The sequence below is a fragment of the Bradyrhizobium sp. LCT2 genome (genome assembly GCF_009931255.1).
Lineage (GTDB): Bacteria > Pseudomonadota > Alphaproteobacteria > Rhizobiales > Xanthobacteraceae > Bradyrhizobium > Bradyrhizobium diazoefficiens.
In genome coordinates, this window is the sequence record NZ_CP034432.1 from 6584079 (window position 1) to 6601043 (window position 16965).

The 16965-nt window shown below is 66.1% G+C and carries 17 protein-coding genes; 10 read left to right on the forward strand and 7 right to left on the reverse strand.

Features of this window, described 5'->3' with window-relative positions; translation table 11 throughout:
* Positions 1–909, reverse strand: a complete 909-nt coding sequence (gene dapA / locus EI171_RS31480) for a 4-hydroxy-tetrahydrodipicolinate synthase (RefSeq protein WP_161537119.1) — start codon at positions 907–909, stop codon at positions 1–3.
* Between the two features lie 184 nt (positions 910–1093).
* On the opposite strand from dapA, the gene EI171_RS31485 reads away from it, so the two are divergent.
* The 6 genes from EI171_RS31485 (at position 1094) to EI171_RS31510 (ending at position 6715) form a co-directional block, all read left to right on the forward strand.
* A complete protein-coding gene (locus tag EI171_RS31485; RefSeq protein WP_011086085.1) occupies positions 1094–2179 on the forward strand; it encodes a LacI family DNA-binding transcriptional regulator in 1086 nt (361 codons plus the stop codon).
* Positions 2180–2182: 3 nt separating this feature from the next.
* A complete protein-coding gene (locus tag EI171_RS31490; protein ID WP_028172100.1) occupies positions 2183–2551 on the forward strand; it encodes a tautomerase family protein in 369 nt (122 codons plus the stop codon).
* Positions 2552–2566: 15 nt separating this feature from the next.
* Entirely contained in the window at positions 2567–3709 is a 1143-nt protein-coding gene (locus EI171_RS31495) for an acyl-CoA dehydrogenase family protein (protein ID WP_161535635.1), read from the forward strand.
* A gap of 16 nt (positions 3710–3725) precedes the next feature.
* On the forward strand, positions 3726–5309 hold the full coding sequence (locus EI171_RS31500; RefSeq protein WP_161535636.1) for an acyl CoA:acetate/3-ketoacid CoA transferase: 1584 nt from the start codon (positions 3726–3728) through the stop codon (positions 5307–5309).
* Between the two features lie 9 nt (positions 5310–5318).
* Positions 5319–5807 carry a MaoC/PaaZ C-terminal domain-containing protein gene (locus EI171_RS31505; RefSeq protein ID WP_161535637.1) on the forward strand — a complete coding sequence of 163 codons (489 nt, stop codon included), beginning with the start codon at positions 5319–5321 and terminating at the stop codon, positions 5805–5807.
* Positions 5808–5878: 71 nt separating this feature from the next.
* Positions 5879–6715, forward strand: coding sequence for an ABC transporter substrate-binding protein (locus EI171_RS31510; RefSeq protein WP_161535638.1), 837 nt, complete (start codon positions 5879–5881; stop codon positions 6713–6715).
* Between the two features lie 167 nt (positions 6716–6882).
* On the opposite strand, the gene hydA is transcribed toward EI171_RS31510, so the two are convergent.
* From hydA to EI171_RS31535, 5 genes are read right to left on the reverse strand one after another with little or no spacing between them, the layout of a single operon-like run.
* Entirely contained in the window at positions 6883–8343 is a 1461-nt protein-coding gene (gene hydA, locus EI171_RS31515; RefSeq protein WP_011086079.1) for a dihydropyrimidinase, read from the reverse strand.
* Positions 8304–9041 carry an aspartate/glutamate racemase family protein gene (locus EI171_RS31520; protein WP_161535639.1) on the reverse strand — a complete coding sequence of 246 codons (738 nt, stop codon included), beginning with the start codon at positions 9039–9041 and terminating at the stop codon, positions 8304–8306. The genes hydA and EI171_RS31520 overlap by 40 nt, the downstream gene beginning before the upstream one ends.
* A 3-nt stretch (positions 9042–9044) precedes the next feature.
* Positions 9045–9821 carry an ABC transporter ATP-binding protein gene (locus tag EI171_RS31525; protein WP_011086077.1) on the reverse strand — a complete coding sequence of 259 codons (777 nt, stop codon included), beginning with the start codon at positions 9819–9821 and terminating at the stop codon, positions 9045–9047.
* Positions 9821–10672, reverse strand: coding sequence for an ABC transporter permease (locus tag EI171_RS31530; protein ID WP_161535640.1), 852 nt, complete (start codon positions 10670–10672; stop codon positions 9821–9823). The genes EI171_RS31525 and EI171_RS31530 overlap by 1 nt, the downstream gene beginning before the upstream one ends.
* The gene (locus EI171_RS31535; protein WP_161535641.1) at positions 10656–11660 is read right to left on the reverse strand and encodes an ABC transporter substrate-binding protein; all 1005 of its coding nucleotides are present in this window, start codon (positions 11658–11660) and stop codon (positions 10656–10658) included. The genes EI171_RS31530 and EI171_RS31535 overlap by 17 nt, the downstream gene beginning before the upstream one ends.
* 174 nt (positions 11661–11834) lie before the next feature.
* Between EI171_RS31535 and EI171_RS31540 the strand changes: the two genes are divergently transcribed.
* Positions 11835–12569, forward strand: a complete 735-nt coding sequence (locus EI171_RS31540; RefSeq protein WP_231166670.1) for a GntR family transcriptional regulator — start codon at positions 11835–11837, stop codon at positions 12567–12569.
* A 2-nt stretch (positions 12570–12571) separates the two neighbouring features.
* Complete coding sequence (locus EI171_RS31545) at positions 12572–13321, forward strand: aspartate/glutamate racemase family protein (protein ID WP_038966024.1); 750 nt, start codon at positions 12572–12574, stop codon at positions 13319–13321.
* Here the strand turns inward: EI171_RS31545 and EI171_RS31550 are convergent, their stop codons facing one another.
* On the reverse strand, positions 13322–14701 hold the full coding sequence (locus EI171_RS31550; RefSeq protein ID WP_161535642.1) for an amidase: 1380 nt from the start codon (positions 14699–14701) through the stop codon (positions 13322–13324).
* 88 nt (positions 14702–14789) lie between these two features.
* On the opposite strand from EI171_RS31550, the gene EI171_RS31555 reads away from it, so the two are divergent.
* Positions 14790–15884, forward strand: coding sequence for an ABC transporter ATP-binding protein (locus tag EI171_RS31555; protein WP_161535643.1), 1095 nt, complete (start codon positions 14790–14792; stop codon positions 15882–15884).
* 29 nt (positions 15885–15913) lie between these two features.
* On the forward strand, positions 15914–16960 hold the full coding sequence (locus tag EI171_RS31560) for an ABC transporter substrate-binding protein (RefSeq protein WP_011086070.1): 1047 nt from the start codon (positions 15914–15916) through the stop codon (positions 16958–16960).
* Positions 16961–16965: the final 5 nt, after the last annotated feature.

Below are 16965 nucleotides of genomic sequence, written 5' to 3' on the forward strand. Positions count from 1 at the left end.
CTAAGCGGCTGCAGTGGACGCGCCGCGCCACGCGAGACCGAACGTCTTCACCAACGCCAGCGCGGCCGCGTCTTGCGCCGCCGGCAACGGCAGTCGCGGCGGGCGCGGGCCGCCGACCGCAAGGCCCATATGGCCGAGCAGCGCCTTGCTGCCGGCGACATAGGCCTGGCCGCCGACGAATTCGATCACCGGCAGATATTTCAGATAGAGCTCGCGCGCCTCCTTGATGGCGCCCTCGTCTGCGACGAGGCTGAAGATGCGCGCCATCTCGGACGGCACGACATTGGAGGCCACTGCGACCCAGCCTTGCGCGCCCTCGACGAAGGATTCGAAGCCGAGGATGCCGCCGAACACGGTCATCCTGTCGCCGCAGAGCCGGATGATGTCGCGCACCCGCGTCACCTCCAGCGTCGACTCCTTGATATAGAGACAGTTGTCGATCTCGGCGATGCGCGCCACGAGCTGTGGCTTGAGATCGACATTGGCGGTCGCCGGATTGTTGTAGACCATGATCGGCAGCGCGATCGCGTCGGCCACCGTCTTGTAGTGATGCACGAGTTCGTCGTCGGTCGGCGTCGAATAGAACGGCGGAATGATCATGACGCCGTCGGCGCCCAGCTTTTCGGCACGGCGGCTGAGGCGAACCACCTCGCGCGTATCCTCCGCACCGGTGCCGATCAGCACGGGCACACGCCCCGCGGCCTGGCCGATGACGACCTCCGCCACCAGCGCCTTCTCGTCGTCGTCGAGAGACAGGAATTCGCCGGTCGAGCCGAGCGGGATTAGCCCATGAATGCCTTCCGCGATCTGCCAGTCGACGAAGGCGCGCAAGGCTGCAACATCGACCTCGCCCGCTGCCGTGAACGGGGTGATCATGACGGTGTAGGTGCCGCGGAACGTCTTCATCAGGGAACTGCCGGGTGCTCGGGTGAATTCAGGCGATGGGTACTGCCTGCGGAATATCCGCACGCGTTATGCAATCGTTTGCATAAATGGCTCTGCATTGGGCAACACCATCCATTTTTTGAGCTTGATCCGCGCGGAATAAGCTCATAGCGTTTCTGCAATCGATTGCAGTCTATCGGCAGGTTTGATGACCGTCACGCTCAAAGATGTGGCACAGGCGGCCCGCGTTTCGGTCAGTACCGCCTCGCGCGCACTGACGGGAACCGGCTTGACCAGCGAGCGCACGCAGCAGCGCCTGACGCGTATCGCGCGCGAGCTCGGCTATCGGCCGAACCCCATCGCGCGGGGCCTCAAGACCGGACAATCGCGGCTCGTCGCGCTGCTCGTGCACAACCTCACCAACGCCTCGTTCCAGGTGATGGCCGAAGTGGTGCAGGCGCGCCTGAAGGCGCTGGGTTATCAGATGCTTCTGTGCATCGGCGGCGACGATCCGCAGCAGGAGAGCGACACCCTCACGACGCTGGTCGACCACCGCATCGACGGACTGATCGTCGTTCCCACCGGCAAGAACGGCCCGCAGCTCAAGGCGTTGGCGAAGGATGTTCCGATCGTCTGCCTGGTGCGGCGCGACGACGCAACCGATCTCGAGACCGTGCTCGCCGACGATCCGCAGGGCGCCTATCTCGGCACGCGCCACCTGATCGAGCTCGGCCACAAGCGCATCGGGTTGATCGTCGGCCGCCAGGATACGACGTCCGGCCGCGAGCGACTGTCCGGCTATGTCCGCGCGCTGCGCGAGGCCGGCATCGCCAAGGACGACACATTGATTCACGCCGGCCATTTCGTCCCCGAGACCGGTGCGACGGGCTGCCGCAAGCTGCTGGACCTCCCGCGCCCGCCGAGCGCGATCTTCGTGGCCAACCACGAGGCAACGCTCGGCGTGCTGCGCGTGACGGCGGAGCGGAACATCGCGATCCCCGACGACCTCTCGCTGCTCTGCTACGAGGACATGCCGTGGTTCGAATGGCATCGCCCCGCGATCAGCATCGTCGACAACGGCGCGCGCGATCTCGCCAATCTCGCCGTCGACCGGTTGCTGCAACGCATGGATGCGAAGGGCAACGGCAATGACGGCGTTCGCGAATATCGCGTCGGCGCCCGGCTGATCAAGCGCGACTCCTGCCGCCAGTTCGATGCCCCGCCCCCTGCGAGATCCGCGAAGTCCAAATCATCTTCATCCAAATCATCTGCGGCCAAATCCGCGAAGGTCTGATCGATGCCCTATGTCGAAGTGCTCGCCCCGCAAGCCCCAAACCAGCGCAAGGCCGCGCTGGCGAGGTCCGTGACCGACGGCCTGATGTCGGCGTTCGGCGTCACCGCTGATACGGTCACGCTCTATTTCCTGAACATTGCGCCCGATGACTACGCCCATGCCGGCACGTTCGGCGCGCAGGCCACCGGCCAGCGTATCCTGCTCAAGGTGCACGCGTTCCGCCGCAGCGAGGCCGAGCGCCGCGCCGCCGCCATCGCGCTGACCCGCGGCGTATGCAGCGCCTATGGCGTGCCCGGCGATGACGTCGCGGTCTATTTCCTCGATCGCGACCGCAGCGAGGTCTCCCACGATTCCAAGCTCGCCAGCGACTGACGGGAGCCGCACGCCATGGACCGCTTCTATTCTCAAGACCAGAAAGCCCTGCGCGAGACAGCGCGCCGCTTCGCGGAGGCTGAGATCCTCCCGCGCGCCGCCACGATCGACCGCGAGGACCGCTTCGACCGCACCCTCTACAAGGGCATGGCCGATCTCGGACTGTTCGGCATCTGCCTGCGCGAAGGCGCCGGAGGCGCCGGCCTGGATGCAGTCGCGGCCTGCATCGCGATGGAGGAGCTGGCGCGATGCTCCGGCGCAGTCGCCAATGCCTTCGCGATCCCCGTCGAGGCGGTGCTGTTCTTCGACCATCACGGCACCGACGCGCACAAGGCACTGATCCCGAAAATTCTCAGCGGCGACATTATTCCTGCGACCGCCGTCTCGGAGCCCGACCATGGCTCCGACGTCGCCGGCATCCGCACCCATGCGGTGCGCGAGGGCAACGGCTGGCGGCTCAACGGCACCAAGGCCTGGGTGACGCTCGGCGGCGTCGCCGATCGCATCATGGTGTTCGCGCGCACCGGTTCCGACGCGGGCCACCGTTCCATCTCCTGCCTGCTGGTCGACGGCGCCCTGCCCGGCATCGCCCGCGGCAAGAACGAAGAGCTGCTCGGCATGCACGGCCTTGAAGATTGCCAGATCACCTTCTCCGACGTGCAGTTGCCGGCGGACAGCGTGATGGGGCCGGAGAACCAGGCCTTCAAGATGGCCATGAGCAATTTCAACTTCAGCCGGCTGATGATGGCCTCGATGGCGCTCGGCATGGCGCAGGCCGCTTTCGAGGACGCCACCGCCTATGCCCGCGACCGCAAGCAGTTCGGCCAGGCCATCATCGGCTTCCAGGCGGTTCAGTTCATGCTGGCGGACATGTCGACCGACATCGCCGCCGCGCGGCTTCTGATCCACCACGCCGCGCGCCTGCACGATGCCGGCGAGCCGATCGCCAAGGAGGCGGCGCAGGCAAAGCTGTTCACCACCGACATGGCGATGAAGCACGTCTCCAACGCGCTGCAGATCCACGGCGGCAACGGCTATTCGCGCGAATATCGCATCGAGCGGATCTTCCGCGACGTCCGCCTCGCCCAGATCTACGAGGGCACCAACCAGATTCAGCGGCTCATCATCGCCCGCCAGGTCGAGAAGGAGGCCGCATGATGCGGGGCGTGCGATCATGCTGAGCATCATCACCGCGGCCGAGGCCGCAGGCTTGATCCGCGATGCCGACACGCTGATCGTCGGCGGCAATGGCGGCACGGGGGCAGCAGAGGCCATTCTCGACGCGCTGGAGCGGCGTTTCCTCGGTGGTCAGGGCCCGCACAATCTGACGCTGATCAACATCACCGGCGTCGGCGCCGTGACCGAGAAAGGCCTCTGCCATCTCGCCCATGAGGGCCTGATCGCGCGCGTGATCGGCGGCAATTTCGGCTTGCAAGTGCCGTTCATGCGCCTCGTCCGCGACGAGCTGATCGACGCCTACAATTTCCCGCAAGGGGTGATGAGCCAGCTCTGCCGTGCCATGGCGGCGAAACATCCTGGCGTGCTCACCCATGTCGGTCTCAACACTTATATGGATCCGCGCCAGGACGGCGGCCGCATGAACAAGCGCACCACCGCGCCGCTGGTGGACCTGCTCGAACTGCACGGCCAGTCTTGGCTGCTCTACCGCGTCCCCGCCCCGCCCGATGTCGCCATTATCCGCGGCACCTCCGCGGACGAGGACGGCTATATCAGCATGGAGCACGAGGGTACGACGCGCGAGGATCTTTCGATCGCGCAGGCCGTGCACAATGCGGGAGGCACCGTGATCTGCCAGGTCAAGCGGATCGTGAAGCGCGGCTCGATCCATCCGCAGATGGTCAAGATCCCCGGCTTCCTGATCGACCACATCGTGCTCGAGCCCGATCAGATGCAGACCTACGGCACCGCCTACGATCCGGCGCGCTGCGGTGAAACGCGTGTGCCCGAGGCGATGATCACGCCAGATCCGCTGACCGAGCGCCGGGTGATCGCCCGCCGCGCCGCCTTCGAGCTGCGCCCGCGCGACGTCGTCAATCTCGGGGTCGGCATCTCCGCGATGATCCCCAATGTCGCGGCTGAGGAAGGCATCTCCGACCTGATCACGCTGACGGTGGAATCCGGCGTGGTCGGCGGCGTGCCCGGGCACGCGCGCGAGTTCGGCACCGCGATCAATCCGCGTGTCATTCTCGACCAGGCCTATCAGTTCGACTTCTACGACGGCGGCGGGCTGTCTTGCGCCTTCCTCTCCTTCGCGGAGGTGGACGCGGCCGGCAACGTCAACGTCACCCGCTTCGGCGATCGCCGTGACGGCTCTGGCGGCTTCATCGACATCACGCAAAACGCCAAGCGATTGATCTTCAGCGGCACCATGACCGGTGGCAAGTTCGATATCGGCGTCGAGAACGGGCGCCTCGCGATCCGGCGCGACGGCGCCTTCCGCAAGTTTGTGCCGCAGGTTGGCCAGATCAGCTTCAGTGCGTCGCTTGCCGCGCAGCGCGGCCAGCACGTCAGCTATGTCACCGAGCGCGCCGTGTTCGAGTTGGAGAACGGCAACGTGACCTTGACCGAGATCGCGCCGGGGGCCCGCCTGGACGAGGACATTCTCGCCCATATGGGCTTTCGGCCGCGCATTAGCCCGCAACTGAAGGACATGGATCCGCGCATCTTCCGCTCCGGGCCCATGGGCATCGCGCAGAGCTTCAAGGCCTTGCCGGCGCGGCCGCGCAAGGTCGCCTGAGGATTGGGCATGGACACCAGCGCCCCGATCAATCTCCGTTACGAGGACATCGCGCTCGGCACGGAGTTCGAGACCGCCGCGCACACCGTGACGGAGGCCGATATTGCTGTCTTCGCCGACGTCACGCGCGACCATCATCCGCTCCACCTCGATGCCGGCTATGCGAAGTCGCGCGGTTTTCCCGCGGTGATCGGCCACGGACTGTTCGGCCTGTCGCTGATGGAAGGGCTGAAGTCGGAGTTGAAGCTGTACGAGGAGACCTCGGTCGCCTCGCTTGGCTGGGACGAAGTCAAATTCAAAGGTCCTATCGTCGCCGGCGATAGCTTGCGCGTGCGTTTCCGTTTCGTCGAGAAGCGGCCGACCAAAAATCCCGCGCGCGGCATCGTCATCGAGACGCTCGACCTTCTCAACCAGCGCGATGAGGTGGTGACCACCGCCCGCCACACCTCGCTGATCCTGACTCGGCAGGCCGATCGCGACGTGACGGCGGCCATTTGACGAGACAATGAAGAAGACGTCGGACCGGAGAACGGCTCCTCTGCCACCCACGATTTGATCGGAGTATTCAGATGCGATTTACCAAGATCTTCTCCGCCTTCGCCCTGCTGGTCGGCCTGTCCCAGGCCGCCGGCGCCCAGACCTGCACGCCGAAGGTGCCGGCCTCGAGCCTGATCGAAGCGCCGAAGTGGCAGATGTCGATCAACCCGACGCTGCCGCCGCAGCAATTCGTCGACGACAAGGGCGAGTTGCAGGGCCTCAATGTCGAGCTCGCCCGCGAGATCGCCAAGCGCATCTGCGTCGAGCCGGTGTTTCTGCGCATGGACTTCCCGCCGATGATCCCGGCGCTGCGCTCGGGCCGCTTCGATGCCATCAACACCGGCCTGTTCTGGACCGAGGAGCGGTCCAAGATGCTCTACCTCGTGCCCTACGCGCAGCAGGCGATCAGCATCTACACCGATCCCTCCTCCAGCCTGAAGCTGGAGAAGTTCGAGGATCTCGCCGGCCGCGTCGTGGGCGTGGAATCGGCGACCTACACCGAGCGCAAGGCGCGTGAGTTCAGCACCGCGATGGAGGCCAAGGGCCTGAAGCCGATCGAGCTGCGCACCTTCACCACTGTCACCGCCACCTCGGCGGCGCTGCGTGCCGGTCAGCTCGAGGCCGCGCTCAACATCAACGAGACCGCCAACTCGCTCGAACAGAAGGGCATCGCAAAGATCTGGGTCCGCGACATCGCCGGCACCGACATCACCTTCGCCTTCCGCGACAAGCTGCTGGCCCAGGCCGTTTCCGATGCGCTCACCGCGATCCGCGCTGACGGCACCTATGACAAGCTGTTCGACAAGTTCGGCATGACCAAGCTGAAGGCGACGACGTTCGTCATTCGCGGCGAGGGGCCGACGAACTGACGGCAGCGGGCGCCTGCCACATTCACTGCCGTCATCCTGAGGTGCGAGGCTTGCGATGCAGCAGCATCGCAAGGTGAAGCCTCGAAGGATGGGCTACGGGCGCTCGCAGCTCATCCCTCGAGGCGCGCAAGAGCGCGCACCTCAGGATGACGGTTGAGCTTGTGGCATCACACCAGGCTGGACTTGCCGCGGCTCAGCACCTCGCCCGCGCCCTTGTCGCCGACGATCCTGCCGTGCTCGTACACCACGCGGCCGCGGGCAACGGTCGTGACGGGCCAGCCGGTGACGTCAAAGCCCTCCCACGGCGTGTAGTCTGCGCCGTGATGCAGATCGGCCTGCTGGATCGGCTTCTTCAATTTGGGGTCCCACAGCACGATATCGGCATCGAAGCCGACACCGATCGAGCCCTTGCGCGGATAGAGGCCGTAGATGCGCGCATGGTTGGTCGCGGTCAGCTCGACGAATTTTTGTAGGCTGATCCTTCCCTTCGACACGCCCTCGGAGAACAGGATCGGCAGCCGCGTCTCGACACCGGGGATGCCGTTCGGCACCCAGCGGAACGAGGTGCGCGAATTCGGTGTCAGCTTGCCCTTCGGGTCGTCGTAGCGGAACGGGCAGTGGTCGGACGAGAAGGTCTGGAACACGCCTGATGTAATGCCCTCCCAGATCGCCTGCTGGCTTTCGGCATCGCGCGGCGGCGGCGAACAGACGTATTTCGCGCCCGTAATGTCCATGTTCAGGCCCTTCATGTCGTCGGCCGTCAGCGTGATGTATTGCGGACAGGTCTCCGCATGAACAGGCAATCCGCGCTGCTGAGCCCAACGCACCTGCTCCATCGCCTCACGGCCGGAGACATGGACGATCATGATGGGGACGCCGACGATTTCGGCATGGCTGATGGCGCGATGGGTCGCCTCGCGCTCGACCGCCTGCGGCCGCGAGACCCCGTGATAATAGGGCGCGATATGGCCCTCGCGCTCCAGCTTGGTGGTCAGGAAGCGGATGGCGTCGTAGCCCTCGCAATGGACCATGACCAGCGCCTCCTCGCGGCGCGCGACGTCGAAGACCTCGAGCAACTGCTTGTCGCTGAGCACGAGGTCGTCATAGGTCATGAACACCTTGAACGAGGTGTAGCCGTCCTTGACGAGGGCCGGCAGTTCCTGCCCGAGCACGACCGCGGTCGGATCGGAGATAATGAGATGGAAGGCGGTGTCGATGTAGCACTCGCCTTCGGCGAGCTTGCGGTAGTTCTCGACGCAGGTCCGCAGCGAGGTGCCCTTCTCCTGAAGCGCAAAGGGCAGCACCATGGTGTTGCCGCCGGCGGCCGCCGCGCGCGTCGCCGAGGCGAAGTCGTCAGCCATCACCACGTCAGGGCCGGAGGCTTGCGAGATGTGGACGTGGCTGTCGATGCCGCCCGGCAGTGCCAGCAGGCCCGTCGCGTCGATCTCGCGCGCCGCGCCCTCGAGATGATCGGCGATGCTGACGATGCGGCCGTCACGGATGCCGATATCGGCGCGGAACTCGTCGCTGGCCGTCACGATGGTGCCGCCGCGAATGGCGAGATCGAGCTGCGTCACTGATGTCTCCGTCACTTGATGGCTGACATTGTCTGGAATATCCGGCCCCATTCCGCAAGAGCCGCAATGTCGCCGCCGGCAAGGCTCAGGGTCCGCCACAGCGTGACCGCGACCGAATCGAGCACGGCGATATCCAGTTCCCGCTCCAGCGAGGCGGCCAGCGCGGCCCCGTCGAGATTGGTGCAGAGGATGACGATCGCATCCGATCCTTCCGCCGCCACCGCGCGGATCATACCCGCAATCGTCGCCGGCGCGACCTCGCCGAAGGAAAAATTGTCGCGAAGTCCAAGATGCCGCTCGGCATGCGGCGCGATCCCCTCCTCGGCCCAGACGTCGGCGATGCGCCGCTGCACGTCGTCGGTGTAGGGCGAGACGAGGCCGACGCGTTTGGCACCGAGCGCCCGGGCGGCATCGATGCAGGCGAGCGTCGACGTCGTCGCGGGCACGCCTGTGCGCGCCGTGATCGCCTCACAAAGGTTCCTGTCGCGGCCGATGCCGAGCCAGCTTGCGGACGTGCCGTTCCAGGCGATCGCGTCGACTTTCGCATCCGCCAGCAGGTCCGCCGCCGGCAGCATCGCCGAGGCGTCGAACTGGCTCAGCGCGGCGGCGTCCAGCGCAATCTCGGTGACGCGGAAGCGTGAGAAATGCGCGGTGACATCGGCCACGCCACGCAGCATGGCGCTGGTGACGGGCTCGAGCACCGAGTTGGACGATGGCGTGATCATGCCGAGACGCTTGCGCATGACCATACTCTACGACGCCTGCGCGAGGCGCGTCGACTCCTCCCGGATCAGAGCCAGGATGTGGCGCTTCGCGTCGTTGAATTCGGGGCTGGTGATGTCCCGCGGACGCGGCAGGTCGAAATTGACGGCCTCGCGGATCCGGCCGGGCCGCTTGGTCATCACCACGATCTTGTTGCCGAGCACCAGCGCCTCGTCGACACTGTGGGTGACGAACACGATGGTGCAGCGGCGCTTCTGCCAGATCGCGACCAGTTCCTCCTGCATTTCGAGCTTGGTCTGGGCGTCGAGCGCCGCGAACGGCTCGTCCATCAGGATGACGCTCGGGTTCATCAGCAGCGCGCGGGCTATCCCGACCCGCTGGTTCATGCCGCCGGACATCTCGGACGGATGATGGTGCTCGAAGCCGCGCAGGCCGACGAGATCGATGAACTCCATGGCGCGGTGGTGCCGTTCGGCCTTGCCGACGCCCTTGAGCTTGAGATGGAACGCAATGTTGTCGATCGCCGTCAGCCACGGCATCAGGGTCGGCTGCTGGAACACCACGCCGCGGTCCGAGCCGGGCCGCTCCACCTGCTTGCCGCCGACCAGCGTGCGGCCGCTCGTCGCCTGCTCGAAGCCGGCGATGATGTTGAGCAAGGTTGACTTGCCGCAGCCGGACGGGCCGAGCAGGCAGACGAAGTCATTGGCCTCGATGTCGAGATTGATGTTGTCCAGCGTCAGGAGATCGCGGCCGCGCCGCTTGTCGGAGAATACCTTGACGATGTTGCGAAGCTCGATTGCCGCCATCAGCCTGCCCTGCCCTGCACGGTGGTCGTCTGCTGCCAGCGCAGCGTGCGCGCCATGATCGCCTTGAGGCCGAGGTCGGAGAGATAGCCGAGCAGCCCGATCGAGATCATCGCGGCGAGCACGATATCGTAGCGCAGGAAGTAGTAGGAATCCCACAGGACGTAGCCGAGGCCGCTCTTCACCGCGACCATCTCGGCCGTGACTGTCAGCATCCAGGCCGATCCGACCGCGATGCGCAGGCCTGCGAAGATCGAGGGCAGCGCCGCCGGCAGCACGATATCGGTCAACATCTGCCGCTGGCTTGCGCCCATCATCGCGCCGGCACGCACGAGATTGTGGTCCACGGTCTTCACCCCGTGAATGCTGTTCATCAGCACGGGAAAGAAGGCGCCGAGGAAGACGAGGAAGATCGCCGGCCTGTCGGCGATGCCGAACCAGATGATCGCCAGCGGAATCCAGGACACCGGCGGGATCGGCCGCAGCATCTGGAGCGTCGGCTCCAGCGTCTTCTCGAACAGGCGCGACCAGCCGATCGCAACGCCGGCGAGAATGCCGAGCAAGCTTGCCAGCGCAAAGCCGCCGAAGACGCGAAGCGCGCTGGCGAGCGCATCGCGCAGCCAGTGCCCCGAATAGGTCTGCGTGGTCTCGTCGAAGCCGAACACCCAGTCGCCGAGCGCATGCAGCACCGCGCTCGGCGCCGGCAGCAGCGCCGGCGGCAGCATGCCGCTGCGGGCAAAGGCTTCCCAGCCCGCGATCAGCAGCGCGGGGACGACGACGCGTTCGAGCCCCTGGAACGCCCGTGTCAGCCGGAACGCCGGCTTGGCCGGAGAGACGTCAGTAACCGAGGTCATTCTTGGCCTTTCCCGTGGCCTGCTCCAGGAACGAATAGTCCATGTTCTTCTCCGCTTCCGCGGAGACGTCCTTCGAGATGTATTTGAGGTCGCGCATCATCGCGGCGATCGCGAGCGTCTGCGAGCGATGGATCGCGGGATCTGGCGAAGCGTTCTTCAGCGCCTCGGTCGCGACCGTCTTGTCGAGGCCGGTGAGCTTGTTGATGACCTCGATCCACGGCCCCTTGTCGGCCATCAGCTTGTTGTCGACCTCGACCACGGCGCTGACGACGCCCTGGACGCCGGCGCGCTGGCTCGCGATCACGTCGGAACGGGTGACGATCAGGTTGGTGAGATTCCCCGCGGCCTGGTCGTAAGGCAGCACGAAGTGCTTGCCGGCGCCGGCGAGCCGGATCTGCGAGGCAAACGGCTCGACCGAGCAGATCATGTCGACCTCGCCGCGCTGGAGCGCCGCGAGATGGTCCGACGGATTGGGAATGTTGATGAACTGGATGTCCTTGTTCGGATCGACGCCCTGCTTGAGGAACGCGCCGCGCATGTGGATGTCCTGCGCGTTGCCGCGGGACGCCGCGACCTTGAGCGGCTGGCCGTCGCTCTTCGCCTTCAGAGCGGTCGTCTTGAAAGTGGTCCAATCCTCAGGCGGCAGGTTCAGTTTCGCGGAGGAGAGGCATTCCGAGCCGCCATTGATCTGGCCGGACACGGCGACGACGTCAAAGCCTTTGTCGAGCGCGGTGATGTAGTGGAGGTAAGTGACCTGCGCGACGTCGATGCTCTTCGACACCAGCGCGGTGAGCACGTCATTGCCCGAGTTGAAGCCGGTGGCCTCGACCTCGACACCCTTCGCCATGCCTGCAATCAGCGACATCGGCAGGCAGTGCGCGCATTTGGCGTAACCGAGCTTGATCTTGGCGGTCTGCGCGGAGGCGAGATCGCTTCCACCGAACATCGCCGCCATCACCACGAGGCCCCATCGCAAACTCGTCCGCATCGCTCACTCCGTTTCGAAGGCGCGAGGTCTCGCGCGTCACCAGAGATCATCGACCGGCCTTTGCGGCAGCGCAACGGGGATTCTGCATGCTGCATACAATTTATGCGTTGTGCCATTGTTTTCAGCGAGATGCGTCGGTATTTTGGGCAAGTCAAAGGGCTGGAAACGGCTAAGATGAGCGGAAGCAGTGAGGCACGCGTGCAGCAGAAATCGGAAGCGCCGAAGGGACGAAAGTCGCCCAAACTCAAGCGGATGGGCCTGCATGAGCGCGCCGCCGCGCGGATGCGGACGATGATCATCCGCGGCGAGCTGCCGCCGGGATCGCAGACCCAGGAGACCAGGCTGTCGAAGGAGCTGGGCGTGTCGCGCACGCCCTTGCGCGAGGCGATGAAGGTGCTCGCAGCGGAAGGGTTGATCGAGCTACGCCCCAATCGAAGCCCTCGCATCGCCGACATCGCGGTCGACGGCATCTCGGAGCTGTTCGAGGCGCTGTCCGGTATCGAACGGCTGGCCGCCGAGCTTGCCGCGGAGCGCGCCACCGAGCGCGATCTCGCCCGCCTGCGCACGCTTCAGACCCGCATGGAGGGTCATCACCGCAACGGCAAGCTCGACGATTACTTCGCCATCAACGGCGAGATCCACAACACCATCGTCCGCATGGCGCGCAACACGCCGCTGCGCGAGGCGCACGAGACGCTGATCTCCCGCGCCGAACGCGCGCGTTACCTCGCGCTCGGCGCCGACCGCCGCTGGAGCAATTCGGTCGACGAGCACGCCGATATCCTGGCAGCGCTCGAGGCGCGCGACAGCGAAGCGGCCGGCCGCCTGCTCGGCGCCCATGTCCGGCGCACCGGCACTGCCCTGCTCGAAGTGATCGCCGCCTCTCAAGCCAAGCAGACGGCGGCGTGACCATGAAGCTGCTGCTGCTCAATCCGAACACCAGCACCGAAGTCACGCACCTGATGATGGGGGTCGGGCAGCGCGCGGCCTCATCAGGCACCGAGCTGATCCCCTGCACCGCGACCCGCGGCGTGCCCTATATCGCGACGCGGACCGAGGCGCAGATCGGCGGCGCCATTGCGCTGGAGATGCTGGCTGAGCAGCACCGGAACGTCGATGCCGCGATCATCGCCGCCTTCGGCGATCCCGGCCTGTTCGCGGCGCGCGAAACCTTCGACATTCCCGTGGTCGGCATGGCGGAAGCCGCGATGCTGACGGCTTGCATGGCGGGCCGCCGCTTCGCCATCGTCACCTTCGCCCAGGCATTGGGCCCCTGGTACGAGGAATGCGTCCGCGCCCACGGGCTGTGGGAGCGCTGCGCCGGCATCCGCATGCTCGACACGCCGTTCCAGGCGATCTCCGAGGTCGGCACCGAGAAGGAGGATGTGCTGGTTGATCTCGCCCAGCGCGCCATCGTCGAGGATGACGCCGACGTACTGATTTTTGCGGGCGCGCCGCTTTCGGGCCTTGCCGAACGCGTCGCCGACCGGATCCCCGTCCCTGTGGTCGATCAAGTCGTCGCCTCGGTGAAGCAGGCCGAAGCGCTTCATGCGCTGCGGCTGCGCAAGGCAACGGCAGGCACGTTCCGCCGGCCCGCCGCCAAGCCGACCATCGGTCTTGCCGAGGCGCTCGCCGCCCGGCTCGAGCATCGCGACAGCTGATCAGAGAGGCGGCCGGCGATGCGAAAACCCCAATTCGTTCTCGATGGCACGGCCGAAGGCAAACAAGCGGGATTCGCCGCCGGGCGGCGCGATGATCTGGATGCCGAACGGCAGCTCGTTCACACCCCTGGGTGCCGGCAAGGTCAGGACCGGAAACCCGACCAGCGACACGATGAAGGTGACAGCGAGATAGTCGATCGGCGTCTCCAGCGCGGCGCCGTCGATCGCGGTGACATCGCTGATCTCGTTCGGCCAGGGCAAGACCGATGCCGCCGGCGCGACCAGGAAGTCGGCGCGCGTGAACAGCTCGCGAAAGCTGCGGTAGATCGCCGTACGGCGCCGCTCGGCGGTGAGATAGTCCTCGGCGGAGAGTTTTGCGCCCGCCTCGATATTCCAGATCACGGTGGGCGTGAGCTCGGCGCGGCGGGTCCTCAGCAACTCGCCATCTCTGTTGGCAATGTGCGCGGCGCGCAAGGTGCGGAAGGTTTCGATTGCGCCACCGCAATCGGGCGAGGACTGCACGACATCGACAACACGCCCGAGCGCCTCGCAAGCCGCTGTGAAACGCGCACGAACCTCGCGCGCAACCGGCGCGACGCCGAAGTCAGGCGTGACGGCGATCCGGGGACGTCCTGCGATCGCTCGATCGTCACTGACTACGCGGGCCGAGAGCGGATCGTGCGCGTCGCTTCCCCCGCATACCGACAGCGCAAGCGCGAGATCGTCGACGCCGCGGGCGAGGAAGCCGTGGCTGGCCAGCATATCCCAGCCGAGCGGACGGCGCGGCGACGGGATGCGGCCGGGCGTCGGCCGGATCGAGGCGACGCCGCAGAAGCTTGCGGGCGTGCGCACCGAGCCGCCGAAATCGGTGCCGTGCGCCAGCGGCACCATGCCGGCCGCGACCGCAACGGCAGAGCCGCCGGACGATCCGCCGGAGGTCAGCGCGGGATCGAAGGGATTGCGCGTCGGCCCGCGCAACCGGTTGGTGCAGACCGCACCGAAGCCGAATTCCGGCGTGTTGGTCTTGCCCAGAATGATCGCGCCGGCGCGCCGCAGCCGCGCGACCACGAGATCGTCCTCGGCCGGGACGTGATGGCGGAACAAAGCCGATCCGTAGGTGGTGATCAGCCCGCCGGTATCGGTGAGGTCCTTGATCCCCATCGGCACGCCATGCAGCGGTCCGATCGGCGCGGGCGCCGCATCGCAGATTTCCGCCGCGCGGCGGGCGCCCTCCGCATCGACCGTGACGAACGCCGCCAATTGGGCATCGAGGCTCGCAATCCGTGCGAGGTGCGCCTCGACGGCGTCACGCGAGGACAGCTCGCCCCTGGCGATAGCGCGCGCAAGCTCCGTGGCCGTGAGGTCGCAAACCGATGTCATCGGCCCACCATGCCAAAACGCGCATCGAAAGGCGAGCGCTTCGGGCACGAGACTTGCTTTCTCCTCTGCAGCAACGGGAGGCAACATCATGGCTGATGCGCCAAGCGGACGTTCGCTCGTCGTCGACGCCGTCACGCACCGCTATCCAAGCGGCGCACTCGCGGTCGAGAACATCAATCTCGACATCAAGGGCGGCGAGATCATCGCCCTGCTCGGTCCGTCAGGCTGCGGCAAGACCACCCTGCTGCGGATCATCGCCGGCTTCATCGCGCAGACGCAAGGGCGCATCATCATCGGCGACGACATCGTCGATTCGCTGCCGCCGAACCGCCGCGCGGTCGGCATCGTGTTCCAGAACTACGCGCTGTTTCCGCACCTGTCGATCAGCGAGAACGTTGCCTACGGGCTCGCCGCGCGCGGCATCGACAAGGCGAGCCGCCAGCGCGAGGCGCAGCGCCTGCTGGAGCTGGTGCAGCTGCCGACCATGGCGGAACGATTGCCGCGGCAGCTCTCCGGCGGCCAGCAGCAGCGCGTCGCGCTGGCCCGCGCGCTCGCGATCAAGCCGTCGATCCTGCTGCTCGACGAGCCGTTTGCCGCGCTCGACAAGAATTTGCGGCTCGACATGCAGATCGAGGTCAAGCGGCTGCAACGCGTCTCCGGCATCACCACGCTGATCGTGACCCACGACCAGGAAGAGGCGCTGTCGATGGCCGACCGCGTCGCCGTGCTGAGCCATGGCAAGCTCGAGCAGTTCGGCTCGCCGTCCGACGTTTACGACCGTCCGCAGACGCTGTTCGTCAACACCTTTGTCGGCTCGACCAATCGCATGCCCGGTGTCGTGGTCTCGGCGGACCGCTCCGCCGCAAAGGTCCGCCTCGACGCCGGCGCGGAGATCATCGCACGGCCCGCGGGCGGCGCGCTCGCCGAAGGTGGCCGCGTCACCGTGTGCATCCGGCCCGAGCACCTGCAATTCGTCGGCGACGAAACCGGCTTTGCCGGTGTGGTCGGCATGTCGCTTCCGCTGGGCGCCACCGTCGTGCACGAGGTCACGACCGCCGACGGCTCCGGCGTCAAGGTCTCGCAGGCGCGCATCGGCGAGACGCGCGCGCTGGAGAACGGCGCGGCGGTGCGCCTCGCACCGCTCGCCCCATCGCTCGCCAACGCCTTTCCCGCAACGCTTTAGATCCAGTTCTTGTCCAGAGGGAGTTCCACATGATCATGAACCGCCGAAGCCTGATGACGACCGCACTCACACTCGGCGCCATGAAGGCGTTTCCCGGCCTGAGCTTCGCCCAGGCCCGCCCGCTGGTGTTCGCGACCTTCACCGGAAGCTGGGAGGAGGCGCACAAGGCCGTGCTGGTGCCGGCGTTCCGGAAAGCCAACGCGGACGCCGCGATCGTGCTCGATCCCATGCTCTCGGTCGACCAGATCGCGAAGGTCAATGCCGCCAAGGCCAATCCGCCGATCGACGTCATGCTGCATGATCCCGGCCCCGCCCTCGTCGCGATCGGCCAGGACCTGGTCGAGCCCTATCCGGTCGAGAAGAGCGCCTACTACAAGGACCTGATCGCCGAGGCACAGGAGCCGATGGGCCCCGCCCCGTTCTTCCAGGTCGTCGGCCTCACCTACAATCCGGAAGCCGTCAAGACGCCGCCGACCTCCTGGGCCGATCTCTGGAAGCCGGAGTTCAAGGGCCGCGTCGGCATCACCAATCTCAACTCGACGCTCGGCACCGGATGGCTGGTCGAGATCGCCAAGATGCGCGGCGGCTCGGAAGCCAATGTCGATCCCGGCTTCAAGGCGCTGGAGGAGTTGAAGCCCAATCTCGCCGCGGTCGCCGCCAATCCCGGCGCGCTCGCCACCCTGTTCCAGCAAGGCCAGATCGACATCTCACCCGGCAATTTCAACGCCATCCAGATCCTGAAGGCGCGCGGCGTGCCGGTCGAGTTCGTGGCCCCGAAGGAAGGCGCCATCGCCTTCAAGACCACGATCCATATCGTCAAGAACTCGCCCAACCGCGAGCTCGCCTTCAAGCTGATCGAGGCCGCGCTGACGCCCGAGGTGCAGACCACGCTGATGAACCCGCCCTACCTGATCGTGCCCACCAACTCCAAGGTGACGATGGGCGGCGAGATCGCGCGCGTGCTCGCCAAGGACACCGCCGAGCTGAAGCAGAAGTTCGTGTTCCAGGACTGGAAGAAGATCAACGAGCAGCGCTCGGCCTGGATCGAGCGTTTCAACCGCGAGATCAAGATCTAAGAGCT